Annotated in this window: 16 protein-coding genes; 5 read left to right on the top strand and 11 right to left on the bottom strand. The window is 37.3% G+C overall.

The features are described 5' to 3' along the window. Positions 1–45: 45 nt before the first annotated feature. The 4 genes from ACK1I8_RS05980 to ACK1I8_RS05965 are packed head-to-tail and all read right to left on the bottom strand — an operon-like array spanning position 46 to position 3,071. Positions 46–705: a response regulator transcription factor gene (locus ACK1I8_RS05980; protein ID WP_412468428.1), complete on the bottom strand. Its 660-nt coding sequence runs from the start codon at positions 703–705 to the stop codon at positions 46–48. Continuing rightward, complete coding sequence (locus tag ACK1I8_RS05975) at positions 698–1,483, bottom strand: sensor histidine kinase (protein ID WP_412468427.1); 786 nt, start codon at positions 1,481–1,483, stop codon at positions 698–700. The genes ACK1I8_RS05980 and ACK1I8_RS05975 overlap by 8 nt, the downstream gene beginning before the upstream one ends. After that, entirely contained in the window at positions 1,464–2,105 is a 642-nt protein-coding gene (locus ACK1I8_RS05970; protein WP_412468426.1) for a hypothetical protein, read from the bottom strand. The genes ACK1I8_RS05975 and ACK1I8_RS05970 overlap by 20 nt, the downstream gene beginning before the upstream one ends. Positions 2,106–2,120: 15 nt before the next feature. Beyond that, positions 2,121–3,071, bottom strand: coding sequence for a hypothetical protein (locus tag ACK1I8_RS05965; RefSeq protein WP_412468425.1), 951 nt, complete (start codon positions 3,069–3,071; stop codon positions 2,121–2,123). A gap of 327 nt (positions 3,072–3,398) precedes the next feature. Between ACK1I8_RS05965 and ACK1I8_RS05960 the strand changes: the two genes are divergently transcribed. From ACK1I8_RS05960 to ACK1I8_RS05950, 3 genes are all read left to right on the top strand, one after another. Beyond that, positions 3,399–3,728 carry a hypothetical protein gene (locus ACK1I8_RS05960; protein ID WP_412468424.1) on the top strand — a complete coding sequence of 110 codons (330 nt, stop codon included), beginning with the start codon at positions 3,399–3,401 and terminating at the stop codon, positions 3,726–3,728. Between the two features lie 78 nt (positions 3,729–3,806). Next, positions 3,807–5,168, top strand: coding sequence for a hypothetical protein (locus tag ACK1I8_RS05955; RefSeq protein ID WP_412468423.1), 1,362 nt, complete (start codon positions 3,807–3,809; stop codon positions 5,166–5,168). 12 nt (positions 5,169–5,180) lie between these two features. After that, a complete protein-coding gene (locus tag ACK1I8_RS05950) occupies positions 5,181–5,381 on the top strand; it encodes a hypothetical protein (RefSeq protein WP_412468422.1) in 201 nt (66 codons plus the stop codon). On the opposite strand, the gene ACK1I8_RS05945 is transcribed toward ACK1I8_RS05950, so the two are convergent. Further along, positions 5,378–7,213: a UbiD family decarboxylase gene (locus ACK1I8_RS05945; protein ID WP_412468421.1), complete on the bottom strand. Its 1,836-nt coding sequence runs from the start codon at positions 7,211–7,213 to the stop codon at positions 5,378–5,380. The two genes, ACK1I8_RS05950 and ACK1I8_RS05945, sit on opposite strands and share 4 nt — an antisense overlap. Positions 7,214–7,318: 105 nt before the next feature. Continuing rightward, positions 7,319–7,798, bottom strand: coding sequence for a Dps family protein (locus ACK1I8_RS05940; RefSeq protein ID WP_412468420.1), 480 nt, complete (start codon positions 7,796–7,798; stop codon positions 7,319–7,321). 283 nt (positions 7,799–8,081) lie between these two features. Here ACK1I8_RS05940 and ACK1I8_RS05935 point away from each other — a divergent pair, with 283 nt between their 5' ends. Beyond that, positions 8,082–9,605: a LysM peptidoglycan-binding domain-containing protein gene (locus ACK1I8_RS05935; protein ID WP_412468419.1), complete on the top strand. Its 1,524-nt coding sequence runs from the start codon at positions 8,082–8,084 to the stop codon at positions 9,603–9,605. Beyond that, entirely contained in the window at positions 9,602–10,252 is a 651-nt protein-coding gene (locus tag ACK1I8_RS05930) for a uridine kinase (RefSeq protein ID WP_412468418.1), read from the top strand. Before ACK1I8_RS05935 ends, ACK1I8_RS05930 begins: the two co-directional genes overlap by 4 nt. Positions 10,253–10,588: 336 nt before the next feature. On the opposite strand, the gene ACK1I8_RS05925 is transcribed toward ACK1I8_RS05930, so the two are convergent. The 5 genes from ACK1I8_RS05925 to ACK1I8_RS05905 all read right to left on the bottom strand — a co-directional run bounded on the left by ACK1I8_RS05925 (position 10,589) and on the right by ACK1I8_RS05905 (position 16,583). Continuing rightward, the gene (locus ACK1I8_RS05925) at positions 10,589–11,248 is read right to left on the bottom strand and encodes a CoA transferase subunit B (protein ID WP_412468417.1); all 660 of its coding nucleotides are present in this window, start codon (positions 11,246–11,248) and stop codon (positions 10,589–10,591) included. A 68-nt stretch (positions 11,249–11,316) separates the two neighbouring features. Beyond that, complete coding sequence (locus ACK1I8_RS05920; protein WP_412468416.1) at positions 11,317–12,012, bottom strand: CoA transferase subunit A; 696 nt, start codon at positions 12,010–12,012, stop codon at positions 11,317–11,319. Between the two features lie 294 nt (positions 12,013–12,306). Beyond that, positions 12,307–13,395: a PQQ-dependent sugar dehydrogenase gene (locus tag ACK1I8_RS05915; RefSeq protein WP_412468415.1), complete on the bottom strand. Its 1,089-nt coding sequence runs from the start codon at positions 13,393–13,395 to the stop codon at positions 12,307–12,309. Positions 13,396–13,669: 274 nt separating this feature from the next. Further along, complete coding sequence (locus ACK1I8_RS05910; RefSeq protein ID WP_412468414.1) at positions 13,670–16,048, bottom strand: endonuclease MutS2; 2,379 nt, start codon at positions 16,046–16,048, stop codon at positions 13,670–13,672. A 1-nt stretch (position 16,049) separates the two neighbouring features. Further along, positions 16,050–16,583 (bottom strand): DUF4296 domain-containing protein, encoded by a 534-nt coding sequence (locus tag ACK1I8_RS05905; protein ID WP_412468413.1) that lies wholly within the window; start codon positions 16,581–16,583, stop codon positions 16,050–16,052. Positions 16,584–16,589: the final 6 nt, after the last annotated feature.

Below are 16,589 nucleotides of genomic sequence, written 5' to 3'. Positions count from 1 at the left end.
ATATTCAGATTGTACATGCAAAAAAATATATGGCTATAACTATCCTTAAATCTTAACTATTCCATGCTTCACCGCATACAAAGCCAATCCGGTACGGCTTTTAAGCTGCAACTTTTCACACAGCGAATTCCTGTACCCGTCAATGGTACGTGGACTTACAAACATCTCAGCTCCAATTTCATTATAAGTTTTTTCAGTACATGTATATTTCAAAAACTCCATCTCCCGTGCCGTCAATTTTACAAAATCAGATAGCTTTGAACCGGATGACAAGGCACTTAATGACTGCATGACCTTTCGGGTAACCAAATCATTATAAAAATATCCTTTGCTGATTACTTCATCGAAAGCCCTTTGTAGCTCTTCAGGCTCAGCATCTTTCAACACATAACCTTTAGCGCCATTGGTAATCATCTTTATAATGGCTGTTTCGGCATCCATGGTACTCAAAGCGAGTATGTTTACTTCCGGATGGTTGGTATGCAACCACGAAGCTGTGCTATATCCATCCATTTCGGGCATATTAATATCTAGCAATGCAATGTCGGGTACACCATAGATTGCTAACTGTCTGATAAAATCTTTTCCGTTGGCGGCTTCAAATAATATATTGTAGCCCTGAAAATAGCTGATCAATGCCGCCAGTCCTTTTCTAAACAAACTGTGATCATCAACTAAGGCTATATTTTTAATCTGGTCAGACATAAGGAATAGTTAAGGTAATTTTTGTTCCATGATTAATTACACTGTTGATTGTGGCTTCTCCCATAATCAGTTTTGCACGTTTCACAATATTCAAAAGTCCCAATCCGGTATCCATTTTTTCTTTTTCATCTATACTAAAGCCGATACCATTATCTTCAATGGTGATGTTCAGTTGCTCCACAAAATTAAATCCAACAGCTATGGTGGTGGCTTGTGCATGCTTTAATATATTTTGCAAACTTTCCTGCACAATCCTGAAAGTGATTATTTTCTTTTGTTCTGCAATTTGATGCTCATTACCGCTTACCTTAACCTGGCCAACAATTGCCCCTGCCCTGTTAATGCGCTGCAGTTCCTGCTCAACAGCCTGTACCAGGCTTAACTCCTGAATACGACTTGTACTCAAACTTTTCGCAATATCACGTAAATCCGTCAGGGCATTGCCTACATTCCCTTTAATTTCGGTAATCAACACGTTATCGCTCAGCTCTTGTTTTTCCAATAGACTTAATTGCAGTTTAGCCAAGCTAAGTAATTGTCCAACATTGTCGTGTATTTCCTGGCTTATGGTATCAAAAGTTTGCTCCTGCATTTCCAAACGGGATTGAAGTAATTGTTCACCATATTGTTTTTCCAGTTCATCCCGTTCTTTTGCATATTGAAATTTCTTTTTCTGAAAATAGAGCATAAAAAAAACAATGGTTATTGATAAGAACAGAAAAATAACTGTAGTGAGCAAAACTGCTAAGAATACTTCGTTATAATGATCTTTTAGCATAAAAAGCATACGTAAATAAAGCATACATAATAATATTACTTACCTGAAGGCCGATCTGAAAGTTTATAATCAATGTTGGATAATTAACGATCAGGAAATTGTAAATCCCCATAAAAGGAACCTGACAAGAATAAAAGATAATAATACCAAGTGCTATCCAGAACTCGCTACAGTGATGAAGACTCACATTTTCGATTGAGGTTAACAACTGATAGCAATAAATTAAAGCCCAAATAATGGTAAAAGCGCCGCCAACCAGGAAAATATAACTATTCCATTCTGTGATCTTGAATATAAAGAACACTGAAATATACCAAAATACAGGGAATAAGATCATAAAGAAAGTTATTATGTTTTTTATCCATGCTGAGATTATAATTTCCTTAAAAAAGTAAGCATATACCAAAAATTCTGTTAACAAAACAATGTTGTATTGTGGCAATACATTCTTACCATTAATCAGGTTTCTGAAAAATGCTGCACCAATTTCCACTAATAAAACATAGGGCATCATTAAAACGATGCCCTTTAAATGAATTGGTAAGTTATTACTGAATTTTAATAATCCGGTTACTACAGCCGTAAATAAGGTTGTGATATAGATATAGGTTAAAATAGACATATTATTGATTGAATCTTAAACATCTAATGCTTCTTTAGTATTTGGTGGAGGTGGGGCAGGTATTCCTGTATCAAAGGTATCTCCCTGTGTATCCTTATTATCTTTAGTGAATTTTAATCGCTGTAAAAACTCCCCTGCATCTATCTGCTTAATTCCAATATCTTCACCTTCCCAATCTATAAATGTAAAGCCAATGGTGAGTCTTTTGTGATACCTAATGGGTTTCATACTGATAGATATATAATCCTGATCCGTGTATGATGCAAAACGGACACCAAATCCTTTAACAATGGCGGGATGTTTCTTTTTTTGATATTTCATTTCGTCAATTATGGATCTTATTTGCTTTACCGAAAAGAATATATGTTTCGATTCGTATTGGCAGGTATCTGTCGAATCCATGGTATATTTTGAAAGATTTACCCATTTTTTCTGCTGATAGTTACCAACCCATTTTTTTGCAGTGTCAACATCCAATAAATTAGAATCAAAAACTTCCTTATTAAAGGCATAGTATTCACCTGTATCTGCATGCTGATCACCAGCTGTAGCTGTAAAGATTAGAGTGAGCTTACCACACCCTCCTGGCTTCAATGTTTGGGAAGCGAAATAAATACGAACTCCGGTTATGGTGTCTTTAGTAGACTTATTCGAAATGAGCGAATCGAAAAATTTGATAGCGGCATCTAAACTATCAAAATTTAGTTTTCTAGTTTCATGTATACCTTCGTCTTTCAATGTCATGGAATCTAAAACCTGATATTTATACCTATCGAACCAGTTAAGCCTTTTGCCACTTTCATTTGTCGTAACATAGGTATTTGGCAGAACAAGCAAAGAGTCTTTCGCAATTTTACTCTTTGCTTGCTGATTTTTACAAGAAGTAAAAATAAATGCAATAGCGGATGTAAGCATTATCAAGCTCCGTATTGACTTTTGTAAAACAATTAATTTTAGATAATTCATAGCTTTTAATTTAGTTGAGGTTTATAAAATATTTACACCTAAATATACATCAACAGTGTTTAAATATAAAATCGACACGCACCACAAAAAATTCATTTTCAGACACTTAATTCACTTAAAATAGCTTAAAAAGCTAATTTTATCCAATTCTGTGTAGTTCCATTTATTTTAAAATACCGCGATTTTACGGTAGTTTACTGCGTTTTTCACGCGTATAAATTCTAATGTTTTCACGCTTGATTTGATTTGAGTTTCGAGAGTAGTTTTGGGTTAGAAAATGCCAGGATAAAAATCCTTCATTCTCTAATAAACTTAAAAACCAAAACCATGACAAAACTCTCATTGAACAAAGTCGAATCTTTTATAAAAGACCTCGACCAAAATCCTCAATTAAAGCAGCAATTTGATGCTGATCCGAAAGATACACTAATTAAAAATACAGCTATAAACCCTAAAAATGATATTTGGATTTATCGGATGGTGGTTGCTGCTTTAAGTTTAGTGGTTTTGATAATAACCACAGGCATTTTATTAAATATTGCTGAAGTACAGAAGGCAGATAAAGTAATAACAATCATTGCGTCTTTAGGTTCAGCAGCTATTGGTGCACTAGCTGGTTTATTAGCTCCTTCACCTGAAAAGCAGGACGCTGTTTGATATTATACAACTTTGTAAGTTCATTAGCCTTTCCGTAAACAAACTTTAAAATCAATTTTTCACTCTTAAAACTTAACAATGAAAAATTCACTCATATTCTTGATTCTTTTAGCGTGCTACTATTCAGCCAAGAGTCAAACAGCAGATCAGAATACGTTAAATCTAGGTCGATTTTATTCAGAGTTCAAGCTAGATTCAGTTGCTTTCAATACCATCTTAAAAAGAGAATTTAATGCAGTTATCAATAGTAGTGGAAAAACAACTATTGGTAATTATGCATCTGCTGATTTCAAAGATGGAAAAGTGGCATTTAATGCAACTAAAAATTTCAAAAATGGAGATATGCTATCCATCAATGCGAGTGGAGCAACAACTGATGGTTTTTTTTCCATTTTTAATCAAACTAAAATTAACAGCAATGTAGGAGTAAACTTTAAATACAATTTTAGATTAAGATCTTCTTCAATTTCATTTTACACTGACGAAATTAAAAAACTAAAAAAGAAAATAAGTAGTGCTAAAGCAGAATTTTTAGCTAGTCAAACCATCCATAGGCATGATTCTATTTTACAAGAACGAAAAACTTCCTTGTTAACAACAGAAATAAGGTCAATAAATGCAAAATTGAAAAATCCTTTAGATGAAGAACAAAAAGCAATACTGGAATATCAACTAGCACTCAAAAATTTACAACAAGATTCTGCTACATTAAAAAAACAAAGATATATCTCTAAAATAGAAGTAAACGACCAAAGTGCTATCAAAGAACGCAAGGCGAAGGCTAAAGCACTTTCAGATTTTAAATACACTGGTATATCCTTTCAATGGATTAGTTTGGGAGGAGGTTTATCTAACAACAACTTTAATCAATTTCTTCCTCGTTTTTCGTCTTTAGATAGCCAAATTGTAAAACAAAATAATGTTGTTTGGAACATGACCATAGAATATAACTTATATAAATGGAATCATCGCAGTACGCCCACATATTACTTACTATTTGGCTTTATGGGTAGTGTAGATGATAATTTTGCTGACTTAACTAAAGTTGAAATAAATGATACCGATCTTTACGGAAGTTCGCTGAATCAAAGATCAATTATAAAAAAATTCAATGCCTATAAAGGAGATTATACAACAAAATTGTTAGCGGCTAAATTTTATGTTGATTATTACAAGTTCTTCTTCAAAAATGAAGCTGCAATCCATATTTATCCGGAAGCGAATTTCACAAAAAATAGCAAGACCATTTATAATGCCGGCATTGGTCTTCTTTATTCATTTTATGACATGAAAGATAAAGAACTAAAAGCAAAATTAAATGCCGAACTATATTTCAGGCTGAGTGATCTGTCAAATAATACAGGATCTAAACTAAAAACATTTCAAAGAAACGAACTAGGATTACGTTTATCAATTCCAATATCATTTTTAAACTTTTAAACATGAATAATTATGCCACAGAAAAATTATCATGATCATTTTATCTTTAGCTTCCGTGCAGACTGCACAACATGCGAAACTTATGTAGGCCGAAGAAGAATATCAGAACTAGAAGCATTAACTGATGCTCAAAAACATAAATCTATTTCGGGAAATGAAGAACATAATGTTAAAATAGAAGTTACACAAAGTCATCACATTCTTATACCTTAAACCAGCCCAAACAATAATCCACCCTCTTTACCCATCTCATCAATTTTAGCCTCAACCGCTGCATCTTTAATCAACTCTGGTGCGTGGTGGGGCTTTTTTCGCGCATCAATAATCATCGGTCCCTTACAGCCCCAATGTTTATTGATGGTAAAATCGTTAACACCATAAATATCTGCTGCCGGGTTACTTCTTGTAAAGGTTACCCAAACGAGATTATCAATATTTGTAGCGGCAAATTCGGCATCATCAGCTAGTACAATAAGGGGTAAGCCCGAAAGATCCTGATCAATTAAAGCTATATTTAACTTAGCAATTTCCGCAGCTGTCTTTTCCGCACTAAGGTACTTATCACACTCCATTACTAAAACTCCAGGAATAGCGAGCTGTGATTGATAACAACCATCGCCAAGCTTTATTCCCTCAGGAAGCACACTCCATAAAGTTCGCTTTTTTTCTCCTGCTGCTGCAATCACCACCTTTGATCCACTGTTTAGTCCATCACCACTATAATCCAGCGTATCAATGGTGGTATTGGTATAGAAGTGAATATCTCTGGTTAAATCAATTCTTTCTAATATATGTTTTATAAAATCTTCAATATGGTGCGTACTCAATTGCTGATTATCTTCTTTCGCCGCAATAAAAAGATATTTAGCCAGGCTCAACTGGTTTTTACCTAAAATATGATTGGCAATGGTTAAAATTTCCTGTGGCCTTCTTTCCTTTAAATATGGTGTATAGCGTTCGCTACCGATAGCAAAAAGCAAAGGGTGAACACCCGCGGCGTCAACGGCATGAACTTCTTTTAAACCATGTATTTCCTGCGGAATGGCCGAACCTGTAATCTCATGGATCAATGCCCCAAAACTGGTATCCTCTTGTGGTGGTCTACCAACTACCGTAAATGACCATATGGCATCCTTTTTATGATAAACATTGTGTACTTTCATTAAAGGAAACGGATGTGTTAAGCTATAATACCCTAAATGATCGCCAAAAGGTCCTTCTGGTTTATTTTCATTTGGATAAACGGTTCCTGTTATGATGAAATCAGCATCTGCAGAAATGCAGAAACCCTCCTCATCATAAAAATAACGGAAGCGCCTGTCGCCAAGTGCGCCGGCAAAAGTCATTTCAGATAAACCTTCCGGTAAAGGCATTACAGCAGCCAGCGGATGTGATGGCGGCCCACCTACAAAAATACTCACCTTTAAAGGCTGTCCCAACGCATTTGCTTTTGATTGATGCACGCCAATGCCCCTATGGATCTGATAATGCAAGCCAATCTCTTTGTCCTGGATATAGTCATTGCCAGCCAGTTGAATCCGGTACATACCTAAATTGGCATTCATTACACCAGGCTTGTCTACATCCTCGGTATATACCTGTGGCATGGTAACAAAAGGCCCGCCATCCATAGGCCAGTTTACAATCTGCGGTAACTGACTGATGCTTGTTTTCAGAAACTTATTTTTCGCGGAAGGTGTTTTCAAGGGAAGTGCAGATAAAGCCGACATCGCCGTACCCGCATATTTGAAAGGATTTTTTAAGGCTTTTATGGGGTCGTTTCTTAACGCAACCAATTGCTGTACTTTAGGTAAGGTATCCCTGAAAATGAACTTTGATCTTTCTAAAGTTCCAAACAAATTCGAAACTGCGGGAAAAGGGCTTCCTTTTACCTTTTCAAACAGGATAGCTGGCCCTTTATTTTCGTAAACCCGTAAATGGATGGCTGCCATTTCTAAATAAGGATCTACTTCTTCTTTTATTCTGATCAAATGACCATGCTTTTCGAGATCTGAAACACATGCTGCTAAACTTTTGTATGCCATGTCCAAAGATAAATAATTAGACTTTCTATGAAACAAAAAAGCCTTATATAAGCAGATTTTACAATAAATCTACTTATACAAGGCCAGTAACCTACTATTGCAATGTTATCTCTTACCAGCGAAAGAGCGTAGCATCCAGGTATTTTTCTCTTTAAACTGCATAAACTTGTTTACCATGTCGTTGGTTCCGTCGTCGCCGGCCTGTTCAGACGCTTCCATTACTTCACGCTCCAGCTCAATGAGCGTAGCCATATCATCCAAAATAGCTTCAACCATGTCTAAATCTTTCATCCCAATGGTATCCACTTCCTTGATTTTCGACTCTTTGATGTAATCAGCAAAGCGGCTGTGCGGCGGTTTGCCCAAAGTTAACACACGCTCTGCAATCTCATCGATGGTTAACTGCGCATTGGTATATAACTCCTCAAACTTTACATGAAGCGTAAAAAAATTCTGCCCTTTAATGTTCCAGTGGCAGCCTCGTAATTTTTGATAATGGATATGGTAATTAGCCAGGTAATCGTTTAACAGATCTACAACCGGTTTAACTTCTTTTTCGTTCAAGCTTATTTCTTTAGCGTCCATTTTATTATAATTTATAATGTTTTTGATGTGAACCTAACAAACAAAATTTATAAAAGTTTTGCTCAAATTCGTCTTTTGAACAATACGTGATTTATTAAATCGTTTAATAGCTAACAAATAACAAAATGAGGATATTACAAGGATTTGTAAATGAATAATATACCAACATAATAAAGTTAAAATCATCATATTTTTACTGACAATCCAATAGTTCAGCGTAACATGTTTAGCAATATTATTCGTATAATTGCGCTCCTTGATTTAGAAATTTATATAAAAATAAATGCATAAAATATATTTATCTGCTGTTGTATTATTTGCCTTAAACATGGCAAATGCGAAAGCCAATACAGCAAGAGACTCTATCGGTGTAGAAAATAATAATGGCAAAAAACTCATCGTCCACCAAACTGTAGCAAAGGACACTTATTATTCTATCGGGAGAAGATACAATGTATCGCCAAAGGATATTATGGCTTTTAACAACAACAAATATCTACAGGTTGGGGTAATCATCAAAGTGCCCACAAATATTCCTTTTGCAGCTGGTGGATCATCGAATACCGAAACAGCTTCTGCAACGGCCGGTGTAATAGAACATACCATTAAGCCAAAAGAAAACCTGAATATGCTGGCTGAAAAATACGGCACCACCATAAATGAAATTAAGGCTTTGAATCAGTTAAAAAGCAATAATTTGAGCATCGGGCAGGTTTTAAAAATACCGGCTAAAAGCGGAATACAGGGTACAGTTGCTGAACAACCTGTTTCACAGCCAACCAAAATTAATACAGAACAAACTGTAAGTAATACAACTCCTTCAGATCAAACCATGATCGAACATACCGTAGCGGCAAAAGAGTTTCTGGGAAAAATTGCTGAGAAATATGGTACCACAGTTGAAGAGGTAAAAAAAGCCAATAATCTTACAGGCAATAACCTTCGGATTGGGCAGAAGCTTAAAATCCCGGCAACTAAAAATATTGATGAAAATAAGGTGGTGGCTGCTGCAGAAGAAAAACCGGTACAGGAAAGCAAACCTACAGATGCTGCAGGTACACATACCGTTTTAAGGAACGAAACGATCTTTACCATCGCCAAGCAATATGGTGTTACGGCTTACCAGATCAGGAAAATGAACAATCTTCCTGATAATGCCATTGCCATTGGGCAGGTTTTAAAAGTTCCGGGGGGAATTGTTACAGATGTGCAGGTACCAAAAGAAAAACAGGCTGAAACAACAACAAGAGAAGTTCCTGCAACCAGCAAAGAAGAGAGTTTTATTCATACCGTTGCTACGGGAGAAAACATTTTTTCGATTGCTAAAAAATACAATCTAACCGCATATCAGATCAGAACGGCAAATAAACTTGATGATAATAATATTAAAGTTGATCAGAAACTGATAATTCCTAAACCCCCACAACCTCGGTCAGTAAATGATCTGTCGAAGGAGGAACAGGAAAATGAGCCGGACAGCACCATGATTAAAGATCCCAAACTTCGCCGTGATCCAAGCGTATATGGCTTAAGCCAGATCGAAGAAAAAGGAACAGCGGTCTGGATTGCTGACCAAGATTTAGACGGAACGAAAATGTTGGTTTTACACCGAACAGCACCGGTGGGCAGGGTAATTAAGATTACCAATCCAATGACTAACCGCACTACCTTTGCAAAAGTTGTTGGTAAATTTACAGAGAACGAATCTACAAAAGATGTTATCATTGTAATGACTAAGGCAGTAGCCGATTCACTGGGTGCTTTAGACAAACGTTTTTTCTGCAATTTAACCTATAGTGCTCAATGAGTGTAAACAAAAAGCCATTTATAATCGGCATTGCCGGTGGTAGCGGATCAGGCAAAACATTTTTCTTAAACTGCTTTCTTCATCATTTCAAACAGGATGAAGTAACACTCGTATCGCAGGATGATTATTATATTCCTGCCGGAGATATGACGCAGGAAGAAAACAAATTATACAATTTTGACCTCCCCTCAACCATTGATAGCGAACAGTTTTTGAGAGATATTAAACAGCTTATCAACGGTGAGGTTGTTTATAAAAAGGAATACAACTTTAACAACCCACTGGCTGTTGTCAAAATCCTGGAAATTAAGTCTGCGCCTATCATTATCGTTGAGGGACTTTTTATTCTTCACTTTAAAGAAATTGCGGCATTATTGGATCATACTATTTTTGTTGATGCTGATGAGCAGACTGCTTTAGACCGCCGTATTAAACGTGATGGTCTGGAACGTGGTTATCCTGAAGATGATGTACTTTACAAGTGGCATAACCACGTGGTACCGGCCTATAAAAAATACCTGCTACCCTACCGCAACCAGTGTAACAAGGTAGTATTGAACAACACCAACGAGCCTGATGAGATTATTGCCATTACAGAAGATATTTCCAATGCTTTAAGGAATAGTGTTTTGGTTAATATACAGTAAAAAAGAGAAGTCAAGTTTTTAAAACTTGACTTCTCTTTTTTACTAAAGGAATCGTTATTCCCAACTTGATTGAGAATGTTAATGTCATGATAGGCTTACAGCATTCATTAGAGTTCCCGCCTGCGCGAGAATGACGATGATTCCATAGAATAACCATCAGTTGATCCAATCTCATTTCAGGAATTTCTTCTTCTATTACCAAGCCACCTAGTCGCCGCGGTTTGTGTCCTCACAAAACGCAAATTGATCCACTTTCATTTCAGGAATTTCTCCTGCTATTACCAATCTTCCAGCTGTAAACTAATCGCCGCGGTTTGCGTCCTCACAAAGCGCAAATTAATCTAATCTCATTTCAGGAATTTCTCCTGCTATTACCAATCTTCCAGCGGTAGATTGTTGTATAAACTCGATACTTACACCTGGTGCACGCTCTAAAAGTTTAAAACCACCTTCAGGCAAAATATCCAGCACAGCCAGTTCAGTTACAATTTTTTTAATGCATTTTACTCCCGTCAATGGCAGCGTACATTTTGGCAGCAATTTACTTTCTCCAGCTTTATTGATATGTTGCATGGCTACTATAATATTTTTGGCTGATGCCACTAAATCCATTGCTCCCCCCATTCCTTTTACCATTTTGCCCGGAATTTTCCAATTGGCTATATCTCCGTTTTCTGATACCTCCATGGCACCCAAAATAGTTAAATCTACCTTTTGTGCGCGGATCATTCCAAAACTCATGGCCGAATCAAAAATAGATGACCCCGGCAAAGTGGTAATGGTTTGCTTTCCTGCATTAATTAGATCGGCATCTTCCTCACCTTCAAAGGGAAATGGCCCCATGCCCAACAAGCCATTTTCTGATTGCAATACCACATTAATTCCATTTGGAATATAATTGGCTACCAGCGTAGGTATGCCGATGCCAAGGTTGACGTAATACCCGTCTTTTATTTCTTTAGCGATACGCTTCGCGATCTCTTCTTTTGAAAACATAGTTTTTAATGATTGAATGATTGGAATCTGTTGACCCTTGGGACTTCTGACCTCCGACTTCGGACTTATTACTTCCTCACAGTTCGTTGTTCAATTCGTTTCTCATAGTTTTTGCCCTGAAAAATGCGGTGAACATAAATACCGGGGGTATGGATATGATCCGGATCTAGTTCACCTGCCTCTACCAGTTCTTCTACCTCTGCAATAGTAATTTTACCTGCCATAGCCATTACGGGATTAAAGTTCCGGCTGGTGGATCTAAAGATCAGATTTCCTGCGGTATCTCCCTTCCAGGCTTTAACAATAGCGAAATCAGCGTCGAATGCATATTCCATCAGATAATCCTGACCACCAAAATTACGGACCTCTTTACCTTCTGCCACTTCGGTTCCCACACCCGCAGGTGTAAAAATTGCAGGCATACCATACCCGGCTGCCAGACAACGAGTGGCCAAAGTACCTTGTGGAATAAGCTCTACCTCAAGCTCACCGCTCAACAATTGCCTTTCAAATTCAGCATTTTCGCCTACATATGAAGAAATCATTTTTTTTACCTGGCGTTGTTTCAGCATTAAACCAATACCAAAATCATCAACACCAGCATTATTTGATATACAGGTTAGTTTTTTAACTTGCTTTGCTACCAGGGCGTTTATGCAATTTTCAGGAATCCCACAAAGCCCGAAACCACCTAGCATAAGGGTTGCACCATCTGATATATCTTTGATCGCCTCTTCAGCTCCAGATACCACTTTATTTATCATCTTACGAATTTTTGGTTAGTTCGCTAAATTACAAATTGCCTTTAAAACTGCAGTGTTTAATTTTTTATATCTATCAGGAATGCAAATTGATTGGAATTAATCTAAATAACTCTTAACTTTGTGCTGCAATGATTTACGAGAGCGCAGAAAGCATATTCCTATTGCCCACCGACCCTGAATTTCAAAAGGGTATGGGTTTTATTTTCAGTTGTACTGCTGAACACAAAAAATGCTGTGAGAAATTCAAAAAAGGCAAACGCTGTAAAAAGTGTCCTGGGCGGAAAAAATAACCGCTTATTTTGCTATCTCGACAATTTTATCATCATTTCCATTATTGGTACAGATGTAAATTTTACCTTCCGGCGATTGGCAAACCGCTCTCACCCTGCCATAAGTATTGACATAAAAATCTTTTGTTCCGGTAATTTTGGTTTGGGTATCATCTAATTTCAATTGCATCAACTTTGTTCCCTTTAACACGGCCAGCAATAAAGAGTTTCTAAACTGTGGGATATAGTTATTATTATAATAGGTTAAACCACTTGGCGCAATCGTTGGTGTCCAGTTGATTAGCGGTTCTGCTACATTGTTCGAGCTGCAAAAAGACTGCTCTCCGCTTTCATTACAAAAACCTTTTATATTTGGCCATCCATAATTTCTGCCTTTTTCAATGATATTAATTTCATCATCAGAATCAGGTCCATGCTCTGAAGAGAAAATTTTACTGCCCACCAGGGTTAATCCCTGTGGATTGCGATGTCCAAAAGACCAAACCGGGTTATTGGGATAAGGATTATCAGAAGGGATGGAGCCATCTAAATTTATTCTTAGAATTTTACCAGCCAAAGAATTAATATTCTGAGGGAGGTTGGTATCGGAAGCATCGCCAGTACTGATAAACAGTTTACCACCGCTGATTAGCAAGCGAGAACCGTTATGAATTGAGGCAGCAGGAATCTGATCTAATAAGATGAATGGACTGGTTAAATTCCCTCCTGCATAAGTATAGCGCACTACTTTAGCTTTATAGGTACTTCCATAACCATACACCACATACACGTAAGGATTGCTGGTAAAATCGGGATGGAGTGCCATTCCAAGCAGTCCACCTTCTCCATTGGTGCGTACCTCGGTTATGGTTAACAAGGAAGTAACCTGACCTGTAGCAGGATTTAATCTGCTGATTTTTCCAGCTTTTTCTGTAAACCAGATGAAATTATCGGGACCATATACCATTTCCCAGGGCAAGCTCAATCCTGATACAAGTACTTTTGATTTTAATTCTACATCTGGCAAAGTACCCGGATCTTCATTACCATTGTCAGTTTTTTTGCAAGTTGTGATAAACAATACCACAAAAAGGCAGAGTAAGATTTTTTTCATAACCGTAACGTTTTAAAAATAACACAGTTACAGTTATAAAGTTTTGTGTGCCGTCAGATGTTTCCGTCTGAAAGGTTGAATTGATAACAGAATACTACATTAATTTCAAACAGAGATTGGTAAACAGGATTTTCCTCAGTATCGGATGGTAATATTCAACACCACGATCCTTCTGGATAGATTTCTCCACACCGCTACACTTTCAGCCGATGACGCTTGGCCAACCTAAATTTCCTGTCTCCCATTTAGCATCTCATGTCTCAGATATCACTCATCAATTCAAATACACGTACGTGATACCATCGCCACCCCTATCAGCATGTTCATCTTCCATCCTGTTTACCTGACTGTACTTGCGTAAATACTCCCTGATCATTTTCCTCAAAATACCGTCACCTTTACCGTGAATCAGTTTAATGGATGGAAAACCGAGCATAATTGCTTTGTCTAAATATTTCTCCACTTCAAACAACGCATCCTCTGTGCGTTTTCCACGAAGGTCGAGCTCGGCCCTGAAGCCAGAAACCGCATCATTCATCCGCCCGGCGAAAGAATTGGCACTACTTTGAATTACTTTTTTGGCTTCGCGGTTACTCACCTTTTGTACACGGTTCTTTTTAACCGTCGATCGTAGATCGCCAATAGCTAAAATCAGTTCATTGCGGTTAATTTCTAATACCTGACCAATGGTTTCACTATCATTAAATTTCACCAAATCACCAATTTCTATTTCACCACCAACCACTACAGACAACGGCTTAGGGCGCTCTTTTGGCACCGTATTTTTAACCAGTTCTTTTTGCAAATTCTGACGAAGTTCCTTCGTTACCTCTTTATCAGCTTGCTTTTCCTTTATCTCGGCTATTGTATTTTCTACCAGTTTATTGGCATTTTTAATAATGTTTTGTGCCTCTTGTTTGGCCTCTCTAATCAAGACCTTTCTATTCTCTTCTAAAAAACTTTTTAACTTTTCATTTTCGGCAACCAGGTTTTTTGCTTTATTCTGCTGGTTGGCCAAACTTACTTTCGCATCATAAATATTTTTCTTTTCGCGCTCCAGATCAACAAGCATCGTATCTACCCTATTCTGGTTAGAACCTGTTTTCTCTTTGGCCAGCTGAATAACCTCCTTAGGCAAACCAATATTCTGTGCAATTTCAAATGCATAAGAACTCCCTGGTTTACCCATTTCTAACACATACAGTGGTTTCATTTTCGCATTATCAAAAAGCATGGAAGCATTTTCCAAACCCGCTGTATTACCTGCAAATAATTTTAAATTAGAATAGTGCGTGGTGATTACCCCCCGAACTTTTTTATTATTTAAAACTTCCAAAACAGCTTCAGCCATTGGTCCGCCAAACTGCGGATCGGTACCCGTACCGAATTCATCAATCAGCACCATTGTTTTTGGCGAAGCATGTTCTACAAAATAGCGCATCTTCTTCAAATGTGCACTATAAGTACTCAGATCACTTTCTATCGATTGATCATCGCCGATATCGGCAAAAATGTTTTCAAAAATACCTACTTCACTATTGGCATCAACCGGAATCAACAGTCCGGTTTGTAACATAATCTGCAAGAGACCGACTGTTTTCATACAAACCGATTTACCGCCCGCATTGGGCCCTGAAACCAGCACCAAACGGGTCTCGGCATCTATATGAATGTTTAACGGTGTAACACTCTTCTTTTCTGCCGCAAATGAGATGGATAACAAAGGGTGTCTTGCATTAATCAGCCTGGTTTTGGGTTCTTTTAGCAAACCTGGCATTTCAGCTTCAATATCCATAGCAAATAATGCTTTGGCACGCACAAAATCCAGTTTAGTTAAGAAACCGTGGTAAGAAAGCAATAATGGAGAATACGGCCGAAGATCATCCGTTAAAGCGATTAAAATTTTGATAATTTCACGGCGTTTATCAAATTCCAAATCGCGCAACTTATTATTTAAAGTAAAAACTTCTTCTGGTTCAATATAAACCGTTTGCCCCGTTGCCGATTCATCGTGTACAAACCCCTTCAGTTTGCGTTTATTCTCGGCCAAAACCGGAATACACATCCTGCCATCACGAATCGTTAAACTACCATCGGCGACCCAATTATTGGCTATAGCTTGTTTATAAATAGCGTCCATGCGCTTGCGCATATCTTGCTCTGTTTTCGATATAGCAGCAGTAATTTCCTGCAATTCTTTTGATGCATTGGGTTTAATCTTTCCTTTGGCGTCAATTACGGTTTCGATCTTCCGTAAGATGTTTTTTTCGATTGGCAGGTGTTCAAATAAAGCTTCCAAAGTAGGATATACTTCTGCACGTTCCTCAAAAAAACGGAGTACAGAAAATACAGTTTGCAACGAAGTATATACCTGAAACCATTCCTCTTCCAAAAGGTAAGTACCCTCTACCCTGATTTTTTCAACCAGTGATTTAATATCAAAAAAAGTGTTGATCTGTAAAGGCTCCTGATTTTGCAGGATGCTTTTAAATTCGTTGGTTTGACGTAAGAATTTATCAATTTGATCAAAACGGTTCATCACCTGCATCTTTTCCACCATGGCCTGGCCCATGGGGCTCAAACAATGTTTGCTGATCAGCTGCCTGATCTCTACAAAACCTAAACGTTCTAAACAATTATCGGGATATAACATATTATGGTACTGCAACTGGTGTAGGCACTGTGTTTACCATCCCAGCTTTTTTTATATTAATGAGTGAATCGGCCTCTTTTTTCTTTTTGGCAATTGCTGCCACAGCTTTAACTTTTGATAAAGAATCAGGTTTCATTTTTTTTCTAATCGCAAGAGAATCTGCCTTAAATTTCTTTGCAATCACCAACGAATCGGCTTTAAACTGTTTTTTCTTGATCATTAAATCGGCTAACGCTGTTCCTTTTTTTTGTTTGTCAAGCATTTTCTGTACGTTTTTATACAGGGCTTCCAGTTGCACCGGATTGGTATTATACCAGAGCAAACTTTTATTGTACTGGGCAGAGTCTGTCCCAAACTTTTTATAAATCCCCTTGTAATAGGCTGCAGCCACCTTCTTTGCTGAATCTACCACATAAATGCTGGAAAGGTATCCGTCTACAATGTGCATATCGTATAAAATCTTTTCCATTTGATCAGGTTTTATAATGTCATCAGGTATGCCAGGCTTACAGCCGAACCATAATATAGCTGTCATTAAAAC

This window comes from Pedobacter sp. KLB.chiD, from assembly GCF_047040275.1.
In the GTDB taxonomy this organism is placed as follows: domain Bacteria; phylum Bacteroidota; class Bacteroidia; order Sphingobacteriales; family Sphingobacteriaceae; genus Pedobacter.
This window is presented reverse-complemented; position numbering and strand designations above follow the sequence as displayed.